This is a genomic window from Ensifer canadensis (genome assembly GCF_017488845.2).
GTDB lineage: Bacteria > Pseudomonadota > Alphaproteobacteria > Rhizobiales > Rhizobiaceae > Ensifer > Ensifer canadensis.
The window spans coordinates 113,525-134,872 of record NZ_CP083373.1 but is presented as its reverse complement, the minus strand read 5'-3'; the positions used below and the strand labels follow the sequence as shown (position 1 = coordinate 134,872).

17 protein-coding genes and 1 pseudogene are annotated in these 21,348 nt (G+C 56.3%); 7 read left to right on the top strand and 11 right to left on the bottom strand.

Annotated elements, in window-relative coordinates; translation table 11 throughout:
- The first annotated feature begins 272 nt into the window (after positions 1 to 272).
- Positions 273 to 2,912: a DNA ligase D gene (ligD, locus tag J3R84_RS30230; RefSeq protein WP_057225733.1), complete on the top strand. Its 2,640-nt coding sequence runs from the start codon at positions 273 to 275 to the stop codon at positions 2,910 to 2,912.
- 107 nt (positions 2,913 to 3,019) lie between these two features.
- On the opposite strand, the gene J3R84_RS30225 is transcribed toward ligD, so the two are convergent.
- From J3R84_RS30225 to J3R84_RS30195, 7 genes and pseudogenes are all read right to left on the bottom strand, one after another.
- Positions 3,020 to 4,831 (bottom strand): YbhB/YbcL family Raf kinase inhibitor-like protein, encoded by a 1,812-nt coding sequence (locus J3R84_RS30225; protein WP_203529480.1) that lies wholly within the window; start codon positions 4,829 to 4,831, stop codon positions 3,020 to 3,022.
- A gap of 276 nt (positions 4,832 to 5,107) precedes the next feature.
- Positions 5,108 to 5,497, bottom strand: a pseudogene (locus J3R84_RS39140) (transposase); the annotation flags it as partial.
- A 314-nt stretch (positions 5,498 to 5,811) separates the two neighbouring features.
- Positions 5,812 to 7,017, bottom strand: a complete 1,206-nt coding sequence (gene repC / locus J3R84_RS30215) for a plasmid replication protein RepC (RefSeq protein ID WP_203529472.1) — start codon at positions 7,015 to 7,017, stop codon at positions 5,812 to 5,814.
- Between the two features lie 1,039 nt (positions 7,018 to 8,056).
- Positions 8,057 to 8,314 (bottom strand): hypothetical protein, encoded by a 258-nt coding sequence (locus J3R84_RS30210; protein ID WP_203529470.1) that lies wholly within the window; start codon positions 8,312 to 8,314, stop codon positions 8,057 to 8,059.
- 28 nt (positions 8,315 to 8,342) lie between these two features.
- Positions 8,343 to 8,693, bottom strand: coding sequence for a hypothetical protein (locus J3R84_RS30205; protein WP_057205418.1), 351 nt, complete (start codon positions 8,691 to 8,693; stop codon positions 8,343 to 8,345).
- Between the two features lie 357 nt (positions 8,694 to 9,050).
- Positions 9,051 to 9,578, bottom strand: a complete 528-nt coding sequence (locus J3R84_RS30200; RefSeq protein WP_203529468.1) for a DUF4142 domain-containing protein — start codon at positions 9,576 to 9,578, stop codon at positions 9,051 to 9,053.
- 563 nt (positions 9,579 to 10,141) lie between these two features.
- Entirely contained in the window at positions 10,142 to 10,372 is a 231-nt protein-coding gene (locus J3R84_RS30195; protein ID WP_309239243.1) for a hypothetical protein, read from the bottom strand.
- A 788-nt stretch (positions 10,373 to 11,160) separates the two neighbouring features.
- Between J3R84_RS30195 and treZ the strand changes: the two genes are divergently transcribed.
- Positions 11,161 to 13,122: a malto-oligosyltrehalose trehalohydrolase gene (gene treZ / locus J3R84_RS30190; protein WP_354006123.1), complete on the top strand. Its 1,962-nt coding sequence runs from the start codon at positions 11,161 to 11,163 to the stop codon at positions 13,120 to 13,122.
- A 28-nt stretch (positions 13,123 to 13,150) separates the two neighbouring features.
- Here treZ and J3R84_RS30185 read toward each other — a convergent pair whose 3' ends face one another.
- The gene (locus J3R84_RS30185) at positions 13,151 to 13,453 is read right to left on the bottom strand and encodes a DUF6894 family protein (protein WP_203529466.1); all 303 of its coding nucleotides are present in this window, start codon (positions 13,451 to 13,453) and stop codon (positions 13,151 to 13,153) included.
- Between the two features lie 209 nt (positions 13,454 to 13,662).
- Between J3R84_RS30185 and J3R84_RS30180 the strand changes: the two genes are divergently transcribed.
- Entirely contained in the window at positions 13,663 to 14,157 is a 495-nt protein-coding gene (locus J3R84_RS30180; RefSeq protein ID WP_203529464.1) for a YciE/YciF ferroxidase family protein, read from the top strand.
- Between the two features lie 165 nt (positions 14,158 to 14,322).
- Here J3R84_RS30180 and J3R84_RS30175 read toward each other — a convergent pair whose 3' ends face one another.
- Complete coding sequence (locus tag J3R84_RS30175; RefSeq protein ID WP_203529462.1) at positions 14,323 to 14,712, bottom strand: GFA family protein; 390 nt, start codon at positions 14,710 to 14,712, stop codon at positions 14,323 to 14,325.
- 485 nt (positions 14,713 to 15,197) lie between these two features.
- Here J3R84_RS30175 and J3R84_RS30170 point away from each other — a divergent pair, with 485 nt between their 5' ends.
- Entirely contained in the window at positions 15,198 to 15,773 is a 576-nt protein-coding gene (locus tag J3R84_RS30170) for a cysteine hydrolase family protein (RefSeq protein ID WP_203529498.1), read from the top strand.
- Between the two features lie 53 nt (positions 15,774 to 15,826).
- Here the strand turns inward: J3R84_RS30170 and J3R84_RS30165 are convergent, their stop codons facing one another.
- Together J3R84_RS30165 and J3R84_RS30160 are read right to left on the bottom strand one after the other, a co-directional pair.
- On the bottom strand, positions 15,827 to 18,076 hold the full coding sequence (locus J3R84_RS30165) for a putative bifunctional diguanylate cyclase/phosphodiesterase (RefSeq protein ID WP_225906482.1): 2,250 nt from the start codon (positions 18,074 to 18,076) through the stop codon (positions 15,827 to 15,829).
- 209 nt (positions 18,077 to 18,285) lie between these two features.
- Positions 18,286 to 18,540 carry a hypothetical protein gene (locus J3R84_RS30160; protein ID WP_057205430.1) on the bottom strand — a complete coding sequence of 85 codons (255 nt, stop codon included), beginning with the start codon at positions 18,538 to 18,540 and terminating at the stop codon, positions 18,286 to 18,288.
- 178 nt (positions 18,541 to 18,718) lie between these two features.
- Between J3R84_RS30160 and J3R84_RS30155 the strand changes: the two genes are divergently transcribed.
- The 3 genes from J3R84_RS30155 (at position 18,719) to J3R84_RS30145 (ending at position 21,185) form a co-directional block, all read left to right on the top strand.
- Positions 18,719 to 19,027 (top strand): DUF982 domain-containing protein, encoded by a 309-nt coding sequence (locus J3R84_RS30155; protein ID WP_156612931.1) that lies wholly within the window; start codon positions 18,719 to 18,721, stop codon positions 19,025 to 19,027.
- Between the two features lie 14 nt (positions 19,028 to 19,041).
- Positions 19,042 to 19,449, top strand: coding sequence for a hypothetical protein (locus J3R84_RS30150; RefSeq protein ID WP_203529461.1), 408 nt, complete (start codon positions 19,042 to 19,044; stop codon positions 19,447 to 19,449).
- Between the two features lie 284 nt (positions 19,450 to 19,733).
- Positions 19,734 to 21,185, top strand: coding sequence for a phospholipase D-like domain-containing protein (locus tag J3R84_RS30145; protein WP_203529459.1), 1,452 nt, complete (start codon positions 19,734 to 19,736; stop codon positions 21,183 to 21,185).
- Positions 21,186 to 21,348 lie beyond the last annotated feature (163 nt).

The window sequence follows — 21,348 nt, the reverse complement described above, 5'->3', positions numbered from 1 at the left end:
GCTCGCTGGACAAAGTCTTGCCCCTTGCACACTTGCCCCCATGGCCCCGGGTGCGCTGCAGCAAAGCCTCAAGGAATGTCATCCTCAATGGCGCAGGATAAGGAGCCTGCCCCAATCATCTGCCGCCGGACCGGTTTTGCAGGTCGCCTAACAATAGCTCTCCTCGCAAGAACCAAACACTCGGCCAGCCAGGAACTTTCATCGCCTGAGGGGCTTTATCTAGCTAAGGCAAGTCTCCCCGGAAGGTCCATTTAATGTCAGTCGAGGGCGTCATGGCGAGTGAGAAATTATCCAGCTACCGACGGAAACGCGATTTCGGAAAGACCCGTGAACCAAGCGGTCAAGCGGAGGTAAAGCCCTCTAATCGCCGGCGCTTTGTCATTCAGAAGCATGACGCCACGCGTCTGCATTACGACCTCCGCCTCGAGCTTGATGGCGTATTCAAATCATGGGCCGTGACGAAGGGGCCGTCGCTCGATCCGCACGATAAACGCCTGGCCGTAGAGGTCGAGGATCATCCCCTCGACTACGGAGATTTTGAAGGCACCATCCCCAAGGGTCAATACGGCGGCGGAACGGTGATGCTGTGGGATCGCGGCTACTGGGAACCGGAGGGGGAAGAGGCTCCGGACGAGGCCTTAGCCAACGGTGACTTGAAGTTCACGTTGGAAGGTGAACGTCTGCAAGGCAGCTTCGTGCTCGTGCGCATGCGCAACGATCGCAATGGCAGCAAACGCACCAACTGGCTGTTGATCAAACATCGCGACGAATATTCCGTGGAGAAGAACGGTGCAATTGTCTTGGAGAAGAATAACCGGTCGGTTGCCTCAGGCCGCACTATGGAAGCGATCGCGTCGGGAAAGGGACGACAGCCTAGGCCCTTCATGTCGAAAGAGGGGGGATTGGAGGCCGACGCTGTTTGGGACAGCAAGAACGGATTAGCCGCGAAACAGCAAAAGGCCGGTCGTAGGACGAGCAAGAAGCCAGCAAGCAGCACACGCGGACCCGCACCAGATTTCATCCCGCCGCAGCTCTGCGAAACATTGGCACGTCCGCCCTCGACTGAAGGCTGGGTTCACGAAATCAAATTCGATGGCTACCGTATCCAAATGAGGGTCAAAAACGGCGACGTCACGCTGAAGACCCGGAAGGGCCTGGATTGGACCGCAAAATATCCAGCCATTGCCAAGGCGGGAGCCTCTCTTCCCGACAGTATTCTTGACGGTGAGGTCTGCGCGATCGATGAAAATGGGGCGCCCGATTTCGCAGCTCTCCAGGCAGCCCTGTCAGAGGGGAAGACTGATGACCTGGTCTACTTCGCCTTTGATCTCCTGTTTGCCGAAGGCGAAGACCTGCGGGAAAAGCCACTTACAAACCGCAAGGAACGACTAGCTGCGATGCTGTCGAAAGCTGGCGATGATCCGCGCGTTCGTTTTGTTGAGCATTTTGAAACGGGCGGAGATGCGGTCTTGAAGTCGGCCTGCCGACTTTCACTTGAAGGCATTGTTTCTAAACGGGCGGACGCGCCCTATCAATCGGGCCGAACCGATACCTGGGCGAAATCAAAATGCCGTGCGGGACATGAGGTAGTGATCGGCGCCTATTCAACAACCAGCGGCAAATTCCGCTCCTTACTTGTCGGCGTTAATCGCGGTGACCATTTCGTTTACGTCGGGCGGGTTGGCACGGGTTACAGTGCCAAGACAGTTAAGAGCATCTTGCCCAAGCTGCAGGCGCTTGAGGCGGCGAAATCTCCGTTCACCGGCATAGGGGCGCCCAAGAAGAAACCCGGTGTCGTGTGGCTCAAGCCCGAGCTTGTCGCCGAGATCGAGTTCGCCGGCTGGACGGGAGACGGGCAGGTGCGCCAAGCGGCGTTCAAGGGTCTTCGCGAAGATAAACCGGCCCGAGAGGTCGAAGCGGAAGTGCCCGCCTCCCCGAAGAAGGCGAAGGTTGCGGATCCCGAAACACCAGCAGTATTGCCGACACCTCCTCGCAAGAAAAGCAAAGCCGAAGTGATGGGGGTGCTGATTTCCAACCCTGATAAGCCGCTATGGCCGGATAGTGGTGATGGCGAGCCAGTGACGAAGGTCGATCTTGCCCATTATCATGAGGCTGTGGGCTCTTGGCTTATCGAGCACATCAGAGGACGCCCCTGTTCGATCATCCGAGCGCCCGATGGGATTAATGGTCAACAATTTTTCCAACGGCACGCTTTGCCTGGTACCTCGAACTTGCTCGAGCTCGTCACGGTCTTCGGTGACAAGAAGCCATATCTCCAGATCGATCGGGTCGAAGGCCTTGCCGCCATCGCTCAGATAGGCGGCATAGAGCTGCATCCTTGGAACTGCGAACCCGGTGAACCCGAGGTGCCCGGACGCCTTGTGTTCGACCTCGATCCCGGCCCCGGAGTGGCGTTTGATCGCGTCATCGAAGCGTCGCGAGAAATCCGCGACCGCCTGGAAGCACTCGGTCTTGTCAGTTTTTGTAAGACAACCGGAGGGAAGGGACTGCACGTCGTCACCCCCCTCGCAGCAGCCAAAGGCAAAGCCCTGAACTGGTCTGTGGCCAAGCAGTTCGCCCACGATGTCTGCGAGGAAATGGCGCGCGACAATCCAGATCATTATCTGATCAAAATGGCAAAGAACCAGCGGGAGGGACGCATCTTTCTCGACTATCTGCGAAACGACCGAATGTCGACAGCAGTTGCGCCGTTGTCGCCCAGGGCCCGTGACGGGGCAACCGTCTCGATGCCCCTGAATTGGAACCAGGTAAGAAAGGGCCTTGACCCGACACGCTACACCATCCGCAGCGTGCCAGACCTATTGGCAAAGAGCACCGCCTGGCAGGACTATTGCAACAGTCAGCGCTCGCTCGCAACGGCGATCGAACGGTTGGGCGGTACGGCTGGGTAAGCGTAGCGTGGGATGGGCAGAATCTCACAAGATCTTGGACCGCTGAACAAGAGCTGGTCTCCCAAGGGGCCATCCTTGGAGCCAATACGCTCGTCGAACACTCGCTTTCAACGAGTGCCTTCGCGCTGGAACGTCCCGATAACCTGACCCTTGGCGAGTACGTGTCCGTTCATGGCTGTAATCAGGGCGTCTCTTGTCATCCCAGGATCGAGCCCCAGCGTCTCCACGTCCAGCGCGAAAATTTGGAAGTGATAGTTATGAGCAGGATCACCGACCGGCGGTTTCGGACCGATATAGCCGAGCGATCCAGCCGAATTCATGCCTTGCTTTGCATCTTTTGGGTGCGAGAGGACCGGATCATTCGGCAGGCCCTCCCTCAAGTGATTGAGATTGCCTGGCAGGTCATAGGCTAACCAGTGAACGAATGGCTTCGGCGTTGCAGCATCGGGATCATCAACGATAATGACGAAGGATCTCGTTGCCTCGGGCGCGCCGCGCCAGCCCAGCGTCGGCGAAGCATTTTCACCCTCTGCGGCATAAGACAGCGGGATCGGTTTCTTGTCAGCGAAAATTGCGTTGAGTTCTATTGGAGCGGGGGACTTCGCCACAAGCAGCTCGATCGCGATTTTCGATGGAGGAAGTTCGCGGTAAGTATTGGGGGTGTTCATTAAGCTTGACTGCGAGCCGTTGACTTCGCCCGAGTATGAGACCCGGTATACCAAGCCATTCGAATCATCGGCGACGAACAAGGAACCATCCTTGCCGACCGCAATGCCGGCCAATCGTCCGAGGTAACCGTATCTGCCGTTCTCCTGGCGTAGCAAAAAACCCTGGAGAAACTTTTCGAAAGCTTTCGGCTGGCCATCCTCAAAGTTGATGCGAACGACCTCATAGCCGCTGGGAGGACGGCGGTTCCATGATCCGCGCATTGCCACAAAGGCGTCTCCCCGAAAATCCGACGGAAACATAGTGCCCTGATAGAAGGCCATCTGCATCGGCGCGCTGTGCGCAGTGTAGCCGAGCACCGGCTCAGTCGATAGCGCGGCCCACTTTGACAGGGTTATGCCTTCCGCAGGATTGATATGAGGGTTGAATTCGCCGGCGCCGAATATGTATGGCCAGCCATAGCGCTTGCCCTGCTCAAGGTGGTTGAGTTCTTCGATCTGGACCTCATCACCCAACCAGTCGATACCGTGATCAAACCCATAAAGGGCCCCCGTGCTCGGCTCCCAATCGAACCCGATCGTGTTGCGCAGTCCGCTGGCAAATATCGATCTCGAGATTCCATCCTTGGACGCCCTCAATATGGTGGCGTTTTCAGCATTACTCTCCTGACATTCGTTGCAGGTACTGCCAACGGAAATGTAAAGCATGCCGTCGGGCCCGAGACCCAACGTTCGGTTCGCATGTTGGCCGGCATCGGGAAGATCGTTGATGATACGCGTCAGAGGCCCGAAAGTGCCATCCTCTTTGACCGGAGCAGTGTAGACGTCATTGACGGTGATCAGAAATACGTCGTTTTCATCGAAAGCAATACCGTGCATGCCGGGTCGGCTGGCAACCGTCCGTACCGTTTCCGCTTTGCCGTCGCCATTGTCGTCTTTCAACATGATTACGTCCCCAACGGACCGACGAGTTGCATAAAGAACTCCTGACTTGGAGACTGCAAGCATACGGGGGTTCACCAGGTTCCTCGCAAATACTTCAACCGTGAAGCCTTCCGGCGCCTTGATTAAAGCTGTGAGCTTCTTGTCGTCCGGCACGGCGAGTTTCTCCGGCTCCAATACGGAGCTTTCGATTGTGACATCCGAGAACTCTCCTGCCGTGCCTTTCATCTGCGCCGAGGCAGTCGCTGACGGGGTGAGGGCGGTAGTGAGAAAGAGCATCTTACTGAGGTGAGTTGCCAATGGGGAACGCATCAACATCCTCCTGCTGTCCTGGACAAACAACCAAGGGACCGCCTTGTTCCGCAAAGTTCGCCTATCTCTCAAAGACTGTAGGCTCTATCATAACCAGTTGCATCTGCCGCAGGGCGCAGAGCCGTTTCTCACACGTTGATGATAAGTGCTCTCACGACCCGACTGCGAGGCGAACTGGGAGCGCCGAACGGTCCACCGGGGGCTGGCGCGGTGAGGGAGTTGGACCGTCCGGCTTCTTGCGAACACCCAACATCTGCTGCGGGTGTATGTTCCGCCTCAAAAGACTTTTTGTTCGAGTTTCATCCGACCTCCCCAGGAGATACAAGGAGAAAGGCCGCGCTCCTCTTTCCAATGAATTATCGTTGCAAGCTCCACCAAATCACTCCGCCCGAAGCAGGCGTATGCGTCGTGTTTCGCCGTGCTCTCCAATAGGTGTCCGGCAGGAATAGCGGCTAGTGAATTCGCCCTTAGGCCGGTCTTCAATTCTTCAATCGCAAAATACGCGTAGAACGAACGACGGCCGCGATTGCTCACCTCGCGCCACGCGAACTCGCCCACGTACCAATCGAAGCACTTCAACGAAAACCGATGGTGGATGCCGACGTAGGCCCGTTGCACCCGCGAAAAGAAGCTCTCGACCTGATTGGTGTTTGTTGCCTCGTCGGCCTGATAGGCCTTGGTTGACGCGCTGCAGCTCGTTCAGGCCAACCAGGTCGTTAAAGCTGCCATGCTCGTCCGCAAATTCCGTTGCCCCCGCGAAACGTGATCTCAAACGGCCTCCAAGGCTGCGTTGCCGTCTTGGTCGCGGATGATCCGGATGAACATCTGCCCTCCCGGCCCGCGTTGGCGATCGCAAGAGCGCACAGACGCTTCATGTTCTGGTATTTCTTGCGGCGGCGGTTGATGCGTTCCTCGACGACCGTTTGCTGTCGATCCGGTGCGACCCGGTTGGCCACAGTTGGCCCAACCCCATGCCGCACTTAACCCATCCCTTGTCCATTTGCCCGCATCAGCGCCATGATCATTGGACCGAGCGAAAACCTTCCGCTGCGAGCCTTGGCGGTCAGGTCCCGAAGGTAGCCGCCGGCGGAAGTGATGTGACCGGCTCTCTCGAGAATGCAGGCGAGGGTCGTTGCGGCATTCTCCGGCCCCATCGCCTCGCAAGCTTCCTGATAGGCAGACGGACTAACACCGAGCATCGAGCGCACGGTCACCGCCGCCACCATCAAATCGCGCCAACTGGATATTGTTCCATAGGGTCCGTAGGGAACAATCTCGGGGCATGCTTTCAGCACAACCTGAATCGGGAAGATGGCCATCTCCCGGTTTTCATGGGGGTTGGTTGGCTCGGATTTCGCCTTTGGCTCCTTTCTAGAGCCAAGTTCAAGTTCAGATAGTGAGTGGGGGTTTGAATTATGTAAGTGCCGATCAATATGATCGGCATTGCCGCTCATATCCTTCGATTTAAACTTCAATTCCAGCCGGCTGGTGACCTCTTCTCGCAGCATCTCGAATTCCTCAAGCGCGTCCTCCGCCTGCTGCCTGGTCGGGCGTGGAATAAGCGTCTGGGTCATAATTCGCAATCGCTCTTGGACCGCGAACCAGTCTCCTGGCGCGCCCTCTTCCAGCGCGACTACTATGAGCTTCGAAACGTCACGGCGGCAGATGGTCAATCGCTCGCGCAACCGCCGCAGTTCTTGCCTTTCCTTTGCTACTGATATGGCAATCGCTGTGATCTCTTCGGCACGCACGAGAAGCGGCGCGACAGAAAAGCCAAACGCTTCGCTGATGCCACCCGACTGGTCCTTGCGTGCGTAGCGCTTTCCGTTGGCACTATCCTTTCGAACCAAGACGCCCGCGTTGATCAAGGCAGCGAGATGTCGGCGCAAAGTCGCTTCGGCCATCCCATGCGCCCGACGAGCAAGCTGCGAATTGGACGGAAAGACTACAAGCCCGTTTTCTTCGCTGATCTCGTCGTGTGGGTAGAAAGTCAACAAAGCATTCAGCACCAGCAGCGAACGCTCGCTGAGGCCAAAATGCAACCTTGCATCGCATAATGACTGGAACAGTTTCCACTTTCCGGCCGTTTGTCCCGGTTCAATTTGTCGGGAAAGTACTTGGGTGGCCAACATGCCAAGCGTCATCGCTCGCCGCCCGAAGGGCGTCGTTACAGCATCTCTCTCCATCGTCCATTTCACCTTGCTAAAGGCAAAAGAATGCCGCTCACCGGAACGTGCCGATGCTGCACTTGATGCAACTTAATGTGGAGAGTTCTTTCTCTTTCTCGCTACAGATCGAGAAGGGCTCCACAACGGAAACGTCTGGCGGTCTTTATTCCTCTGCGTTCCGACTCCTGTTTCATCTTCTCCGCACAAATCCGGCCAACGCCAGTCTTAAGCGAAGCACTTTGCCACATCGAACCGGCCGCGAGGTCGACTTTTCCGCCCGCAGTGCAGCCAATGGGCTCCAATTGCCGATCACACACCGATTCTGTTGGCGTCAGCAAGGCCCGCGCAACTGGCAATTCGGGCTTGCCTTGTCGGATTCACGATTCTTTTGGCATCGAACGGACTTCCGGCTCGCAAATTCCAGCAGTTCAAAGAGGTGACAGAGGAGCGAGGCGAGAAACGAGAGCCGGTTCGAACCTAGATCTACTATTCGCAATCGCGGTGGAAAGGGGAGGATAGGGAGGCCTTTTATGTCAAAGGCGCTGATCCCAACGCATGCCGGCACACGCGGTACCGTCTTTCTATTTTTCTGGTAAAGCGCAAGAAGTCGCCTATCTCAGTGTAGGCTTGGAAATTCTAGCGCTGGTGCCAGCTCTTCGGCGGCCAGTTCACTTACGGCTACGAGTACCTCTCCGGCCGCGTAACCTGATCTGATTGCTCGCTCGATAAGCTCGTGAAGTTCGATCTCCACCATGTCCCTGCAATCGGCCAAGCGCTCCGCGTCGATGATAAGTCTATCCACGGTTTGCATAACCGCTCCTTTTCTCGATCTTGCGACCTCGCCTAGCCAGGTCGTGGGAAAGGGCCCATGCCCAGTGCTAATCAAACGTCTGCTTGTCACGGAAGTTCCGAGAACGAAACACCGCTGGAGATAAGCCGCCGCTTCACGACGCAGGGGGGAAAGGATCCCATCCCCTACCAGATCATGATCGCTGATTTGGTCGGTACGCCAGGATAGGCCGCAATCCCCCGCGGCATCAAAGTGCATGGGTACCAATTACCGGCGGAAGGGCGCAAAGAAAAACCGATATTGACGCACAACCGTCCAGAAATCCTGCTGTTTAGGTCGAGATATACAAGCGAAGCGCATATCCAAGCGCTCATCTCCCGGCACCAACAAAGCGGCACGCATAACCGTCGCCTCCGCCCTTTCAGTCGCGCGGAACCGACGAGTGTACTGATAGTCAGTTTGAGCGCCGGGGAGTTGCTCGGCCTCCGGATAAATCTTGGCAAATGCGGGACGCGACAGTTTCAAGCTTCGCATCCCGCGTCTGTCGGGAGGCTCAGCGAACGTAGATGATCAATGCGCCGTCCGCGGCCTGTTCGGCGCCTGCGATGTTTTCCATCTCGATTTTTTGCGATTTCAGCTGCTCGGCAAGGGCCTTATTGCCTTCGACCGCCGTCAGCAACGCTTTGCGTTGTTCGGGAGTCGCTTTTTCCACCCACATGCGCGTCTGGTTCGCTTCCGCCAGCGTGCTGACCTGAACAACGCTAACCTTGTCGCCCTTGAAGTCAGTCACCGTTTTCTCGATGTTGGCCGGCCAGTTCATTTCGGCACCCTGGGCATAAGCAATTTCGCTGATGCTTAAGACGGAGAGGGCAACAATCGCGGATAAAGTCGCAATGCGGTTCATTATATGCTCCTTCCTTGGGGGTTTGCCTGGCCGGTTGGCCAAGCGCGTGGTGCAAAAGGGTAAACAAGGCTCAAGATCCACAGCTCGGCGGACAACCGGGCTGGGTCGGGTTATATTCTAAGACGTTTTTCGCCCGAGCCCTGCAACCCTAACATGATAGTTGCTCGGCGGATAGTGCCCCGATACGGCCGGGAGGACGTAGACGTGAACAGCAAAACCGAAACAGCAACTCTCACATTTGTATGCCAAACATCACTGCCGCATCCTCACGCGGCGAGCTTGCGCGCCATCCGTCGACGCTTTTTCGCTTGGCCGACCGACAGCGTCGTGCCGACGTTTTCGACCTAGCAACTCAATTTACTTATTCATGCCCTCGACCATTTCAAGGTGATGCTGGAGCGCTGGTCTGGTCTTTTCAGCCCAAGCTTTCAGTTCGGGATTGTCACCCTCGCTCCCGTATCGGGCAAAAAGATCCACCGCATCCTCATGCGCGTCTTCCTGCTGGGAGAGGTATTCCTTGGTGAAGTCAGCGCCCTGCATGGATTTTAGTTCATTGATCGCTTCCACTTGATCGTCTGTCATCGCGGTTGGAAGCTCCGCCTTCACCTTACTGGACGTGAGCATTTGCTTAAGTTCAGACGACGTCTTGGTATGATCTGCAACCATCTGCTCCGCGAAGTTCTTGATCGCTTGATCGCCCCGCTCCACGGCAAGCTTGCTCGATTCAATTTCATACATGTCACTTGTGGCTGCCTCCTTGACAAAATCCTCTGTTTTAGGCGGCACGCCAAGCGCCGTATTAATACCCGATTTCTCAGCCGCGGACTGCGCCATGGCGGAGCCCCCCAAAAGCAGTGTCGCGGTAGCAAGGGCAATGTATTTCATCGTAAGCTCCTTTGTATCGTCTCTCAATCCATACGTGCGGCTCCAACCCTTTGAGCCCAATTGTGTTCCGAGTCTTCAGCCGGTTTTTGTTTGGCGATGTCTCCGAAGATCAACCGTGGCGCTCCGAGGCGTAGATGAGTGCTGCCGCAGATTCGGCTTCAAAGTCACCCGGTTAGGTCCCGGCTCACGACATGCTGGGGCCGCTCGGCAAAGGGTTCAGCCACCAAGGTCGCCTGGTTGCGGATCTAGTGCCCAGGTAGCTCTCGTTCAGATACTTGTTGCAGATCATCGTAGGCGCCTGCCGATCTGGCCCGGAGGAACGCAATCGCGATCATTCGATGACGCCGCGATCGCTGAAAACGCCTTACGATATAGCGCATCGAGGTGCAGTCGGTGCCATAGGGTGCGCCGTACTTTGCCGGGATCTCCAGTTCTGTTCCGAAATGCAGGCGGCGCTGCGCTGCGCAAGACGTCACGCCGGAAGATCAGCGGCTTCTGTGATGCGGCCATCCTTGAGGAGCTTGCACGGCTAGAGCGCGCCTCGCAATGCGTGACGCCGGGGGCTATAAGATCTCGCGGCGCCGCCATTCACGGTAAGGAGCCATGAGTTGACCTGGAAAACGTCTTTCGATTTCGGTTTCCACAAGCGCGATCGTTGCCAAGACGGCTTGGTCTGGTACCGATTGTCGCTCACTTTCCTTTTCCAGTTCGCCCATACGGGTAAACAGTTCATCATCCGTCATCGCTCGAAGCTGTTCGGAAAGCGCTACTACATCTCTATCGGCAGATTTCACGACTTCTCACCTGTTCAATTCAAGGGGAGGGGTACGCCTGTGCCTGGATTGTTTTTCCTTCCACGCCGGTCGTCATGGCGCTTTCACCTCTCCGGCCCGGTAGTTGGAGCCTTTCCATTCCAATTTTCTCTTTGTCTTAACGACATTCGTTTGTTCACCCGACTTCCCTTTTGCAGGGATGACGTTCATACCAGGAACTAACTGCTGATCCTGACAAAGGTTCCCAGCCGCGCGACCAGTCGCTTCTTCTCTTGATCGCACTACGACGGGAGCAGGCAAGACCACCGAACTTGCCTCGACGATGCGGCAGGTGGCAGCGCAGGCCCATCACGCAGCGTGCTGCAGCAGTGGAACGAAAACAGTGCCGGTTTGTTGGGTCTTGACTGACGGCAAGTGCATGTGATGCGACGGGCCGATACCACAACACCATGTCCCGACGGAGGTTTGAATCATGGTGGCCGTAATATTGTTAACCGTTGGGTCCCTTCCCATTCTTGCGGGTCTCTGGCTCCTGTGGTTTGGGCCGGCCTGGACGCCCGACCGACAAGTGCATTAGAGCCTGGATTATCCAGCGCCGTCTCGTTGCCGCGGATCCGCAAGAGCATGCGCCGCTATGAGGTTGGCGAGCCTCGAGCTTAGGCGAGATTATGCTGGTCAGCGTCTATGCCAAGCACCCTTCCAGGCAGAAAACACTCAGATCGGATGCCGCAGGAAGTTCGGTGCCAGCTAGCGGCCTTGGAACTTGCCTCAGAGTTCACGGTTAGGCTCCATCACTCTGCCTTCGAGTGATGCCGGCTAATGGAGGATGTCAGATGAGTCCGAGTGCGCACGAGGCTCTGATTAGCCGGCGTTTTCCCATTGGGGCCGAACCGATGCGGGGAGGTGTATCCTTTCGAGTGTGGGCGCCGGCGCGCAAGCGCATTTCGGTCGTCACAGATAATGGACATTACCCACTCCACGCTGAAGGGAATGGATATTTCTCTGGCCTCGTAGCTGATTTGGGCATCGGGACAAACTATCATTTGGACCTCGATAATGACGGGGTCCTGGAAGCCGACCCTGCTTCCAGGTTCCAGCCACTCGGACCGACGGGACCCTCGCAGGTCATCGAACCGTCAGATTTCATCTGGCGCGACCAGGCCTGGACAGGAGTGCCCCCGCAAGGCCAAGTGGTCTACGAGCTACACGTCGGCACGTTTACGCCAGAAGGGACCTGGACAGCAGCGCGACAACGGCTGCAACATCTGCGCGATCTCGGTGTAACAGTGATCGAGATGATGCCAGTGAACGAATTCCTGGGCAGCTTCGGCTGGGGCTATGATGGCGTTTTACTCTTCGCTCCTACGCGACTTTACGGCACGCCGGACGATCTGAGGTCGTTCGTGGACGCCGCGCACGCTGTCGGCATCGGTGTTATTCTTGATGTCGTCTACAATCACTTCGGGCCCGGGGATCGATTTGATCGATTCGCTGCATCGTATTTTAAGGGCGAACGCAACGAGTGGGGCAGATCGCTAAATCTGGACGGTGACGGTTGTGATGGAGTCAGGACCTATTTCATCTGCAATGCTGTCTACTGGATCGAGGAGTTTCACTTTGATGGGCTGAGGATTGATGCCACTCAGGCCCTTGAAGACAAAAGCGAGAGGCACATTGTGGGAGAGATCGCGAACGCCTGTCGACGGGCAGCGGGCGTGAAGAAGCTGTACCTGCTCGCCGAAAACGAACCTCAGGACGCGAACTTGGTCCGAGCAACGGAACGAGGGGGGCTTGGCATGGACGCCGTGTGGAATGATGATTTCCATCATTCGGCCAAGGTTGCGCTTACCGGACGGCGCGAGGCCTATCTCCATGACTACCGGGGCCATCCGCAGGAATTCGTGTCGGCAGCGAAATATGGTTACCTTTTCCAGGGCCAAAGATACAACTGGCAGAACAAGGACCGGGGCAAGCCAGCGCGCGATCTGCTTCCGGCGAATTTCGTGCACTTCCTCGACAATCATGATCAAATCGCGAACTCGGCGAGCGGAAAACGCATCCATCAGTTGACGAGCGGCGCACGCCTCAGGGCAATGACGGCGCTTCTTATTCTCGGGCCCCAAACGCCGATGTTGTTCCAAGGGCAAGAGTTTTCAGCGAGCACACCTTTCCTCTACTTCAGCGACGCTGCAAAGGACAACAGCTCTAGCGTACGAGATGGGAGACTTGCTTTCCTGTGGCAGTTCGCGAGTTTCAGGGACCAGCAAATCAGACGGAACATGCCCGATCCGTGTGATCGATCAACATTCGAGCGTTGCAAGCTTGCTTGGGAAGATGCCGAGCGCAATGGAGACATGCTCGCACTGCACACAGACCTGATCGCCTTACGGCGGTGCATACCGGTCGTTGGCGAAGGGGAGCCGCCGGCAGCGGTGGACGGAAGTGTTTTGAGCGATCGCTGCCTCTTATTGCGATACCTCACCGCGCAAGGCAAGGATGATCGCCTTCTGCTCATCAATCTCGGTCGTGATCTGGTGATTGCCAGCCTGGCCGATCCTTTATTCGCTCCTCCGGAGTTTCACCAGTGGACAATAGCCTGGTCTAGCGAAGATGTTCGATATGGAGGAGGCGGGCTACGGCCCGCCGATCTTGATCGACGCTGGGTGCTATCTGGCAACACAGCGCTGTTACTAACGCCCGAAGCGAGAGGGGCCCAACGGGTTCCGTCAGCAAAGGATGTTGCGGACTGGCAGGAGCATCTCATCGGCTGAGTGTTGGCCATCTTCCTTTGAAACAGCTCTATGTTCCGCGGCCCTGTCGCGACTCAAGTAAATCGGAGAGCCTGTCGTTGCCAGTGTCGGACCAGTTCGTGTTAGGAATTATCTCCAAGACGAGCCGCATTTCCAGCAGCAAAATACGGTCTTCGTTCATGACCTGCACGCTAATCATCGACACGGGATCTAGCGGCAGTCCATCGGCTGCCATTTCAGCAAGTGTTACCTTCGCCTCTGCGAGGGCGGCTTTTTCGTCAGGGAACTCGAAGCCACGATCATCGGCACTAAACCCCTCTTGATCGGTCGTCCTGAAGTAAAACAACGGCATGCCTAATCTCCGCCCGATAACGGCGTTGTTGGCGAGATGTCGCCAGGGTGGCTTGGTTGTAGCCTACCAAGATAACTTCATCGCGAGAGATAGGTTCCGAATGGTCCCGTTCGCGGAGGCCGAAGAGCCAGGCTGTGATCGATCTGCACACGAGGCCGGAACTTTTTGCTGCAAGTCAGGTTAGAGTATCCTCAACCAAGGAGGAACACATGGCTGAAGCAAATCTGGAGAAGCTTTTTCACGAGACTCTGAAGGATATCTACTACGCAGAACGTCAGATCTTGAAGGCGCTGCCGAAGATGGCCCGTGCCGCCCAGTCAAGTGACACCAAGGCCGCGTTCGAGAAGCATAAAGACGAGACGGAGGGGCATGTGGAACGGCTCCAGCAAGTCTTTGAACTCATCGGGAAACGTGCCCAGGGCAAGACCTGTGAGGCGGTCCAGGGTTTGATTGCTGAGGGAGAGGAGATCATCGAAGAGTTCAAAGGCTCACCGGCGATCGACGCTGGCCTCATCTCTGCTGCCCAGGCAGTTGAGCATTACGAAATTGCCCGATACGGCACGCTGAAAACCTGGGCCCAACAGTTGGGTCTTAAGGACGCAGTCGCCTTGCTCGACGCCACCCTTCAGGAGGAAGGTGCTACGGACAAGAAATTAACCCAGTTAGCGCTTAGTGCGGCAAATATGAAGGCAAAGGCAGCTTAAACCTGCAACAACGTGAGCCAGCCACCGCCGTGCCCCCGCGTATCACGGGGCGCAGTGGTGCTGGCTCATCGGCCAAGCTTGGGCTATGGGACACTTCTCCAAATGCAACCGAGCTCCGCGCTTGCGTCAAAAACCCGGACGGCTGGCGCGGCTAACAGAGAAACCTCAATCGACTGATGGGGGTCGGCGATTCTCCCAATGTTGCTCGGCTCCATCGATCGGAAGCAACCATGGTTCGCGGCGTTTGACCCAGAGTTCATAAGTGGGCAGATGTGAAGTTGGCGCATCGGCCAGCGTACCCAGTTTGATCTCGACTTCATTCCCCTCGCAGCTGAACATCCTGGAGCCACATCGAGGACAGAACCTTCGTCCTTCGTAGAGCACTGTATCACCAGCTGCGTCGAATACGCTTTGCGGCCAAACACCAAAAAAAGTGAACGCCGAGCCGCTTTCCTGTCGACAATCCTTGCAATGGCAAATCCCGACCCGCAACGGCGGCCCGCGGACTTCGTATTTGACCTGACCGCAACGACAGCTACCAAGCCGGTTGATCATCGACGCACTCCAGTCTCACCGAGGGCGCAAGGCTTGGCTCATGCATCCGTCATTCCTCCCCTCCAGATTCGAAAGCTCAGCCAAACACCGTGAGGTTGGACCGCTGCCGCGTTGGTTCGGTCGACGAGCTGGCCTTTCTCGCTTTTACACCAGCGATCTCCGAACAACGGCGTTCGATGTTCAATGTTCCCTTTCCCAAAACTTAGCTGACCATAGTTCGCGAGAGACCAATTGCGAGGCGGTTTCAGCCTGCTCGCGGTCGCCCCTCGACGTAATCCGCTGTTTGCAGGGTGGGCGTCACTACGTGAAAAATTAAAGGCACTAGGCTTGAGCGATTTTGGTGCAAGGCCGGCTCGCTACCCCGCACATTCTCAGGGAACGATCATACACAAATTGAGTTCGAAGGATGATGCGCCGGACGACCGCCGGCAAGCTCGGAGGGAGATTTGAACTTGGCTCGTAACTGGAAGCATCTCTGCATTGACATGCAACGGCTCTTCAATGAGGACACGCCGTGGAGAGTGGAATGGATGTCCAGGGTACTACCCAATGTCGCGGAGGTCTCCGCCAATTTTCCAGACCAGACCATTTTTACCCGTTTCATCCCACCGGAACGCGCGCAGGACGCACCGGGCATGTGGGCTCAATACTACGCAAAATGGTGGATGATGACAGGGGAGCATCTGCCCAGAGAATTGTTGGAGCTTCCAGCTTGCTTGGCCCGACTTGTTCCGCCGGCAAGGATCATCGACAAACGCATCTACTCACCTTGGCTCGAAGGCCAACTTCATCAATCACTGCAACAATGCGGGGTGGATACAGTGGTGCTGACGGGTGGGGAAACGGACGTTTGCGTCCTCGCGACTGTGCTCGGCGCCGTCGATCTCGGCTACCGGGTCCTTGTGCTCGAAGATGCCGTTTGTAGCGGCGCTGACCAGACGCATGATGCCGCGCTTCGCTTGTTAGGCGAACGGTTTTCGGCGCAGTTGACCCTCTGCACGACCGCCGATTTCCTTCACTCGAAAGGTGACGTTCGTGCGCTTACTCCGCCTTCGCGTTAAGGTGCTATTGGCACCTTCAATGCACAACACGGGCACGTTGGTTTTCGATGGGCCTACGTCTCAATGGTCGATCCGCGCTGCTGCAGAATCTTAGCAATGACCTGCGATGGCACGGGGCGAGATAACAGAAAACCCTGTAGGTCGTCGCATCCCAAGCGGCACAGCGCCTCTTGTTGCTCGATTGTTTCGATCCCTTCGGCGGTCGTCTTCAGCCCCTTGGCGTGCGCCAGACCTATGATTGCCTGAACAATTTCCTCGTTTCCCCCCGGTGTTCCGAAACCATTCACGAAAGAACGGTCAATCTTTATACGGTCGACTTCCAGACGCTGTAGGCGCCCGAATGAAGAAAAACCCGTGCCAAAATCATCAAGAGCGAAGCGAACGCCCGCCGCTCTAAGTGCGCGTATGTTCTTCTCGCACTGCCCGTCTTCATCGACAAGCGCTGTCTCGGTGATTTCGATTTCCAGTCTCTCCGGCTTGAATTTCAGTTCATCAAGAATGGCCAGCACATTGCGGGCATAGTTCGGGTTCCGCATCTCAAGCGCCGACGCGTTGACGGAAAGTCCGAGGCCCTCCCATGGCAAGGCGGCAGTGCAGGCCTCCTTAAGGACAAGGGAGCCAACCTTTTCAATAATCCCAATTTCCTCTGCAAGACCGATGAACATATCCGGCGGTATCAAACCTTTGAGAGGATGCCTCCACCTTAACAGGGCTTCGACGCCCGTAATCTGGCGGCCCAGTGCGGAATAGACCGGCTGGTAATGGATTTCCAACTGATCCTTTGCTTCGAGAGCAGCGCGTAGATCTCGCTCGAGCTCGCGGCGCATTTTGATCAGTTCGTCCATGTGCGCGCCAAAGATGGCATAGCAGTTCCGTCCCGCGCCCTTGGCGTGATAGAGGGCGATATCGGCCTCGCGCATCATTTCGTCCGCCGATTTGTGTTGAGTGCCACGCGCACTTCCCAACATGGACACGCCGATGCTGAGCCCAATTCGAATGGGGTGCCCCTTGACCTCGAAGGGTTCCTGGATCGCGTCGATCAGCCGCTGACATTGTTTTTCGACATCCTGCCGGTTTGTATGGGCTATGATTGCAGTGAATTCATCTCCACCAATGCGCGCAACTGTTTCGGCAAGTCCGGCGGCCTCATTCAATCGTTTAGCCACCGCTATGATCAATGCGTCGCCGACTGGGTGTCCAAGCATATCGTTGACCTGCTTGAAGCGGTCCAGATCCATGTACAGAACTGCAAGTTCACGCGGCTTGCTCGCGCCGTTGAGCCTTTCAGCAAGGCGTCGGTGAAACGTTCGCCGGTTGGCCAACCCTGTCAATCCGTCGTGAAAGGCAAGATGGTTCAATTGTGCCTGGCTCGTTTTCAAGCGCCGCGACCGGTTCCAGATTGAGGCACCCATTGAGACTGTCAAAGCCAAAATCAACGCTGTGGTCGCTGCTAGGATGGGAGTGGTCTCTCGAATCAAGTCGGCTCCGGGCGAGAAAGGTGACCAAGAAAAGTAACCGGCCACCTGACCCGAACGTGTGGTTAACGGTGCCGTCGCCCTCGATTGATCACCAATAATTCCATTGTGGAACTGTAGATCATCGAAAGCATATTCTTCACCAAGCGTCGTTAGATAGCGACGATCCAGGTAGCGCACCGCGACATGAAGGTAGATCTCATCTGGCGCCTGCGTGCGATTGCCCGTATCAGAAACGATGGGTTTGACACTGATCACCGCCGGCCTTGCATCAATCACCACAAAGTCGCTCTCCCCGATGGAAAGGACTTGTTGCGTGATGCCGCTCTCGTCGCCTGCGGCGAGCCTCAATTTTAAGTTTCTGATCATGGGCATGGCGGCATCGGCGACTTCGTCGAAGGCCTCTGGCCCGCGCCGTTCTGCGCGCCAGAAAGCATAAACGGGGCGCCCGGCCGGTGACAGTACGAAAGCACCATCGTGTCCGAAGTACGTGTGCATCCACCGCCCGAGGTTCATGTCGAGCCATTCCTGGTCTCTCGTTTGGGCGGTTACGGCATCAATGGCGTCGTCCCAGACCGTCACGCTTTCCTGTTCGTGAGCAAGCTCCATCCTCAGTTTTGAGATCACCAACTGGAACAGGCGGGTCTGGCGCGCGGCTGCGACATCATCGGCGCCGCCCGCCGACCAGTACACAGATGCGTAGATCGCAGCCATCAGGAAAGCACCGGCTACGACAGGTAAAACGAGTTTTAGCGCCAGCTGGATTTTTTCAGATCGTGTGAATGCCAACCCCGCATCATTCGATCCTGTCGTCTCAACCAAACTCATTTCCCCATCTCCAAGCAGGGCTGCAGATTATACAAGGCCTGTTAGGTTAATTGAGCGAAACGTGATGGGGTCTCGTCCAAGGTCTGGTCTCCCCGATTCGCATTGACCCGCCATATATCGGCTCACACGGGGTTGAACCAGTACTTATCCCGGGAACGTTTCGGGCTGAACACGGAGGGCGCGAACCCGATCGCGCCCTCCGGTATCGGTTACATCGCATCCATGCCTTTGACCGCATTTCCAAGATGCGATTTGCATTTTTCAATGTCATTTGCCGCCATAGCTTCCTTGGCCATAGTTATCTCTTTTGCCGATTCAATCTTTTTTGCCCCGTCGGGAATTTGACCAAGTCCCTGCTCAAGTTTCATGATTGAAGCTTCGTCGCACACGATGTCCTGCTGGGCCACCGCGGGGGTCACGGCTGCAGCGACGAACACTATTGCGGCTACTGATCGAAGTAACATCGTATTTCTCCTTTGGAATCGGCAAAATGCCGTTTTAAACATCTGTCGAACTCAATAGCGCTCTATGTGTTCCAAGGAGAAATGCTGTTGTGGGGTGGGAACCTCCTGGCCCTTGCGGCGTTGGGTGGCAACCATGTTGTTTCCCGCGTTACCGCGGGTCGAGCCCTCGGAGCGACAAATGATCTATACCGAACTCATATGGTCCACACCGCTTCACATAAACTTGCCGAATGGAAAAGAGCATACGGTTTCGTCGGTCAACGAGGCCTTCGCTCTGGTTCAGGACGGGTGGCCGCGGATTGATGGGGAGCAATATAGGCAGTGCTGCCTCACCTGCCGGGCCGCTCTTAATGGTAGAGCTCCTGCTGCTGTCGCCCGCGAGCACTTCATCGCTGCCTGCCTGGAGGCGGGCGCAAAACTTTCGGCGCTCTCTCCAGTGCCGCCGCGGGTAACCGATGGTACGGCTTTTTCCTCACAGCATAAATGATCAAGGATAGGACGATGGCGAAACCAACGCGGATCGGAGAAACCATACCAAAGGGTGTCATCGACACGGCTTCAGGATCTGTGGGCGAACAAAAACCCATGAGCCAGGCAAAGCAAATTCAGCACTTGCGTAGGGAGCTGGCCGATCTTCGGCAGAAGCTCAAAGAAGCTGGATACGATGTTGATAGACCGTCTGCCCGGGTCGATCCTCGCGCATCAACACTCCTTTTCGGAGCTGCGGCCGCAGCCGCAGCATTTGCCGTGCTGTTGGCTGCGCAACGCAGCCGTTCGGTTCCCTCTCGTTCCTCGGTCATCGGGAATGCAATTCTGGCAGAGATTGCCCGAAAGTGGCCCTCCCACTTAACCCGAGGTGTATTTAGCAGGGCGCCCGGGAACAACTTCAAGCCAACACGGTTGTGGTAGATTCGGCAGCTAGATGTGTGTTCAAGGTTTGGTGCCATGACAGACGATGGAAAAAAGTATCGAATTATAAAACAACTCGCTGAGAGCGAACGAGAAGCCTATTTGCGTCGTTCATCAATACGTTTCTTGGAGTGCGCAGTTCACCTTTGCGCTACCCACATGCCGATAGACGATGTCGCGAATTTACTTGAAGAAGAAGCCGACCAATTAAGGCGTTATTTTTAAGACACGGCCGTTGTCTTCGTCGCCGAGTAAAGAAGCGATGGGAAACCGGTGTTTTTCCGATGAGTGCATCTATATTCAAAGCGGGCGACAATGTCTGGAGAACCGAGATTGCGGACAGGATATCGATCCTTGTCGACGCTGCAGATTACTTCAAGCAGGTGCGCAGCGCATTTGAACGCGCTCGAAGGGAGATTTGGATCGTAGGCTGGGACTTTAATCCCGACATCATCCTTGAACCCGGCTCCGAGCGCCCTGAGAGCCTTGCAGAATTACTGGGACGCGTTCTCGCGTCGAACCCAGACCTCGAAGTTCGAATACTCGTCTGGGGTTTTGGCCCGCTCTATTCAGGAAAATCGCTCAAGATATTCCGAAAACAAGGTATTCTTGAACACGAACGGGTCAGAATCGCCTTCGACCTTCGTCATCCGTTTTTTGGCTCCCACCACCAGAAGCTTGTGACTGTGGATGCAAATCTGGCGTTTCTCGGGGGAATCGACCTGACGGCACGGCGATGGGATAACTGCAGCCACGATCCGGACAACCCCCAGCGCGTGACACCCGATGGCAAGGCCTATGATCCCGTCCACGATGTGCAGGCCGCCGTTCACGGACAAGCGGCACAGATGATCGGCGCGCTGGTGCGCCGGCGCTGGTTCCACGCCACCCGCGAGGTCATCGAGCCTCTTGAAAATCCCGTCACACTCTGGCCACCCGGTCTCGTCGCGGATTTCACCGATTGCAGAATTGCATTGTCCCGCACGGAAGCCCATGGCGATCGCCGGCGGTCGCGTCGTGAATCGATTACCTTGGTACATGACATTCTGCGCGCCGCTCGTAAGCACATATATATAGAAGCTCAGTATCTCGCATCATTCGGTGTCGGCGACATATTGCTGGAACGTCTTTGCGAACAAGATGGACCTGAGATCGTCATTCTCGTCACCCGGATCTCGCATGGCCTGCTTGAAAAATTGATCATGGGCGACAACCGCGATCGATTGATACGGAAGCTGAAGCGCGCCGACCGCGATGATCGTCTTTGGGTGATGTATCCCGTTGTTCCGGACAACCACGGGAATGAACGCGAGATTCTCGTCCATTCAAAGGTTCTCGTGGTCGATGATCACTTTCTTCGTGTCGGCTCATCCAACCTCAACCGCCGATCGGAGGGCCTCGATACGGAAGCGGACTTGACGATCGAGGGGTTGACCACTTCCTGTCGGCACTCAGTCAGATCGGTCCGCAATCGGCTGCTCGCCGAGCATCTGGGCACAACCCCTGACGCTGTGCACGATGTCTTCGCGAAGACAAACTCATTGATGGAGACCATCAGGCGCCTTAATAAATCTGCCAGGGGTCTGCGCCACTTCGACATCGACATCACCCGAGGCCCCACCAAAGAAATCGCGGGAACCACGCTCATCGACCCCCGAAAGCCCTTTCACCCGCTTGTCTGGCTGCGTAGCCGCGCCAAACACGTGATTTCGCGTCTGCTCGGCCTTTGGGCCTGACGTTTGGTCGCCTTTGATCATGAGTTCGCTCAGCCCAAGCAACGGGAGGCCAATCATGATCGGAATGAAATAATAAATCACCCGGAATGCAATTACAGCGGCGAGGGAGGTCACGCCCGGAAGAATTTGCACGACCGTGGCTTCAAGCACACCGAGCCCACCA

Coding starts and splice junctions, on each gene's coding strand:
- ligD (WP_057225733.1), top strand. CDS start 273: ATGGCGAGTGAGAAATTATCCAGCTACCGACGGAAACGCGATTTCGGA.
- J3R84_RS30225 (WP_203529480.1), bottom strand. CDS start 4,831: ATGCGTTCCCCATTGGCAACTCACCTCAGTAAGATGCTCTTTCTCACT.
- repC (WP_203529472.1), bottom strand. CDS start 7,017: ATGGAGAGAGATGCTGTAACGACGCCCTTCGGGCGGCGAGCGATGACG.
- J3R84_RS30205 (WP_057205418.1), bottom strand. CDS start 8,693: ATGAACCGCATTGCGACTTTATCCGCGATTGTTGCCCTCTCCGTCTTA.
- J3R84_RS30200 (WP_203529468.1), bottom strand. CDS start 9,578: ATGAAATACATTGCCCTTGCTACCGCGACACTGCTTTTGGGGGGCTCC.
- treZ (WP_354006123.1), top strand. CDS start 11,161: ATGCCGGCTAATGGAGGATGTCAGATGAGTCCGAGTGCGCACGAGGCT.
- J3R84_RS30185 (WP_203529466.1), bottom strand. CDS start 13,453: ATGCCGTTGTTTTACTTCAGGACGACCGATCAAGAGGGGTTTAGTGCC.
- J3R84_RS30180 (WP_203529464.1), top strand. CDS start 13,663: ATGGCTGAAGCAAATCTGGAGAAGCTTTTTCACGAGACTCTGAAGGAT.
- J3R84_RS30175 (WP_203529462.1), bottom strand. CDS start 14,712: ATGATCAACCGGCTTGGTAGCTGTCGTTGCGGTCAGGTCAAATACGAA.
- J3R84_RS30170 (WP_203529498.1), top strand. CDS start 15,198: ATGCAACGGCTCTTCAATGAGGACACGCCGTGGAGAGTGGAATGGATG.
- J3R84_RS30165 (WP_225906482.1), bottom strand. CDS start 18,076: ATGAGTTTGGTTGAGACGACAGGATCGAATGATGCGGGGTTGGCATTC.
- J3R84_RS30160 (WP_057205430.1), bottom strand. CDS start 18,540: ATGTTACTTCGATCAGTAGCCGCAATAGTGTTCGTCGCTGCAGCCGTG.
- J3R84_RS30155 (WP_156612931.1), top strand. CDS start 18,719: ATGATCTATACCGAACTCATATGGTCCACACCGCTTCACATAAACTTG.
- J3R84_RS30150 (WP_203529461.1), top strand. CDS start 19,042: ATGGCGAAACCAACGCGGATCGGAGAAACCATACCAAAGGGTGTCATC.
- J3R84_RS30145 (WP_203529459.1), top strand. CDS start 19,734: ATGAGTGCATCTATATTCAAAGCGGGCGACAATGTCTGGAGAACCGAG.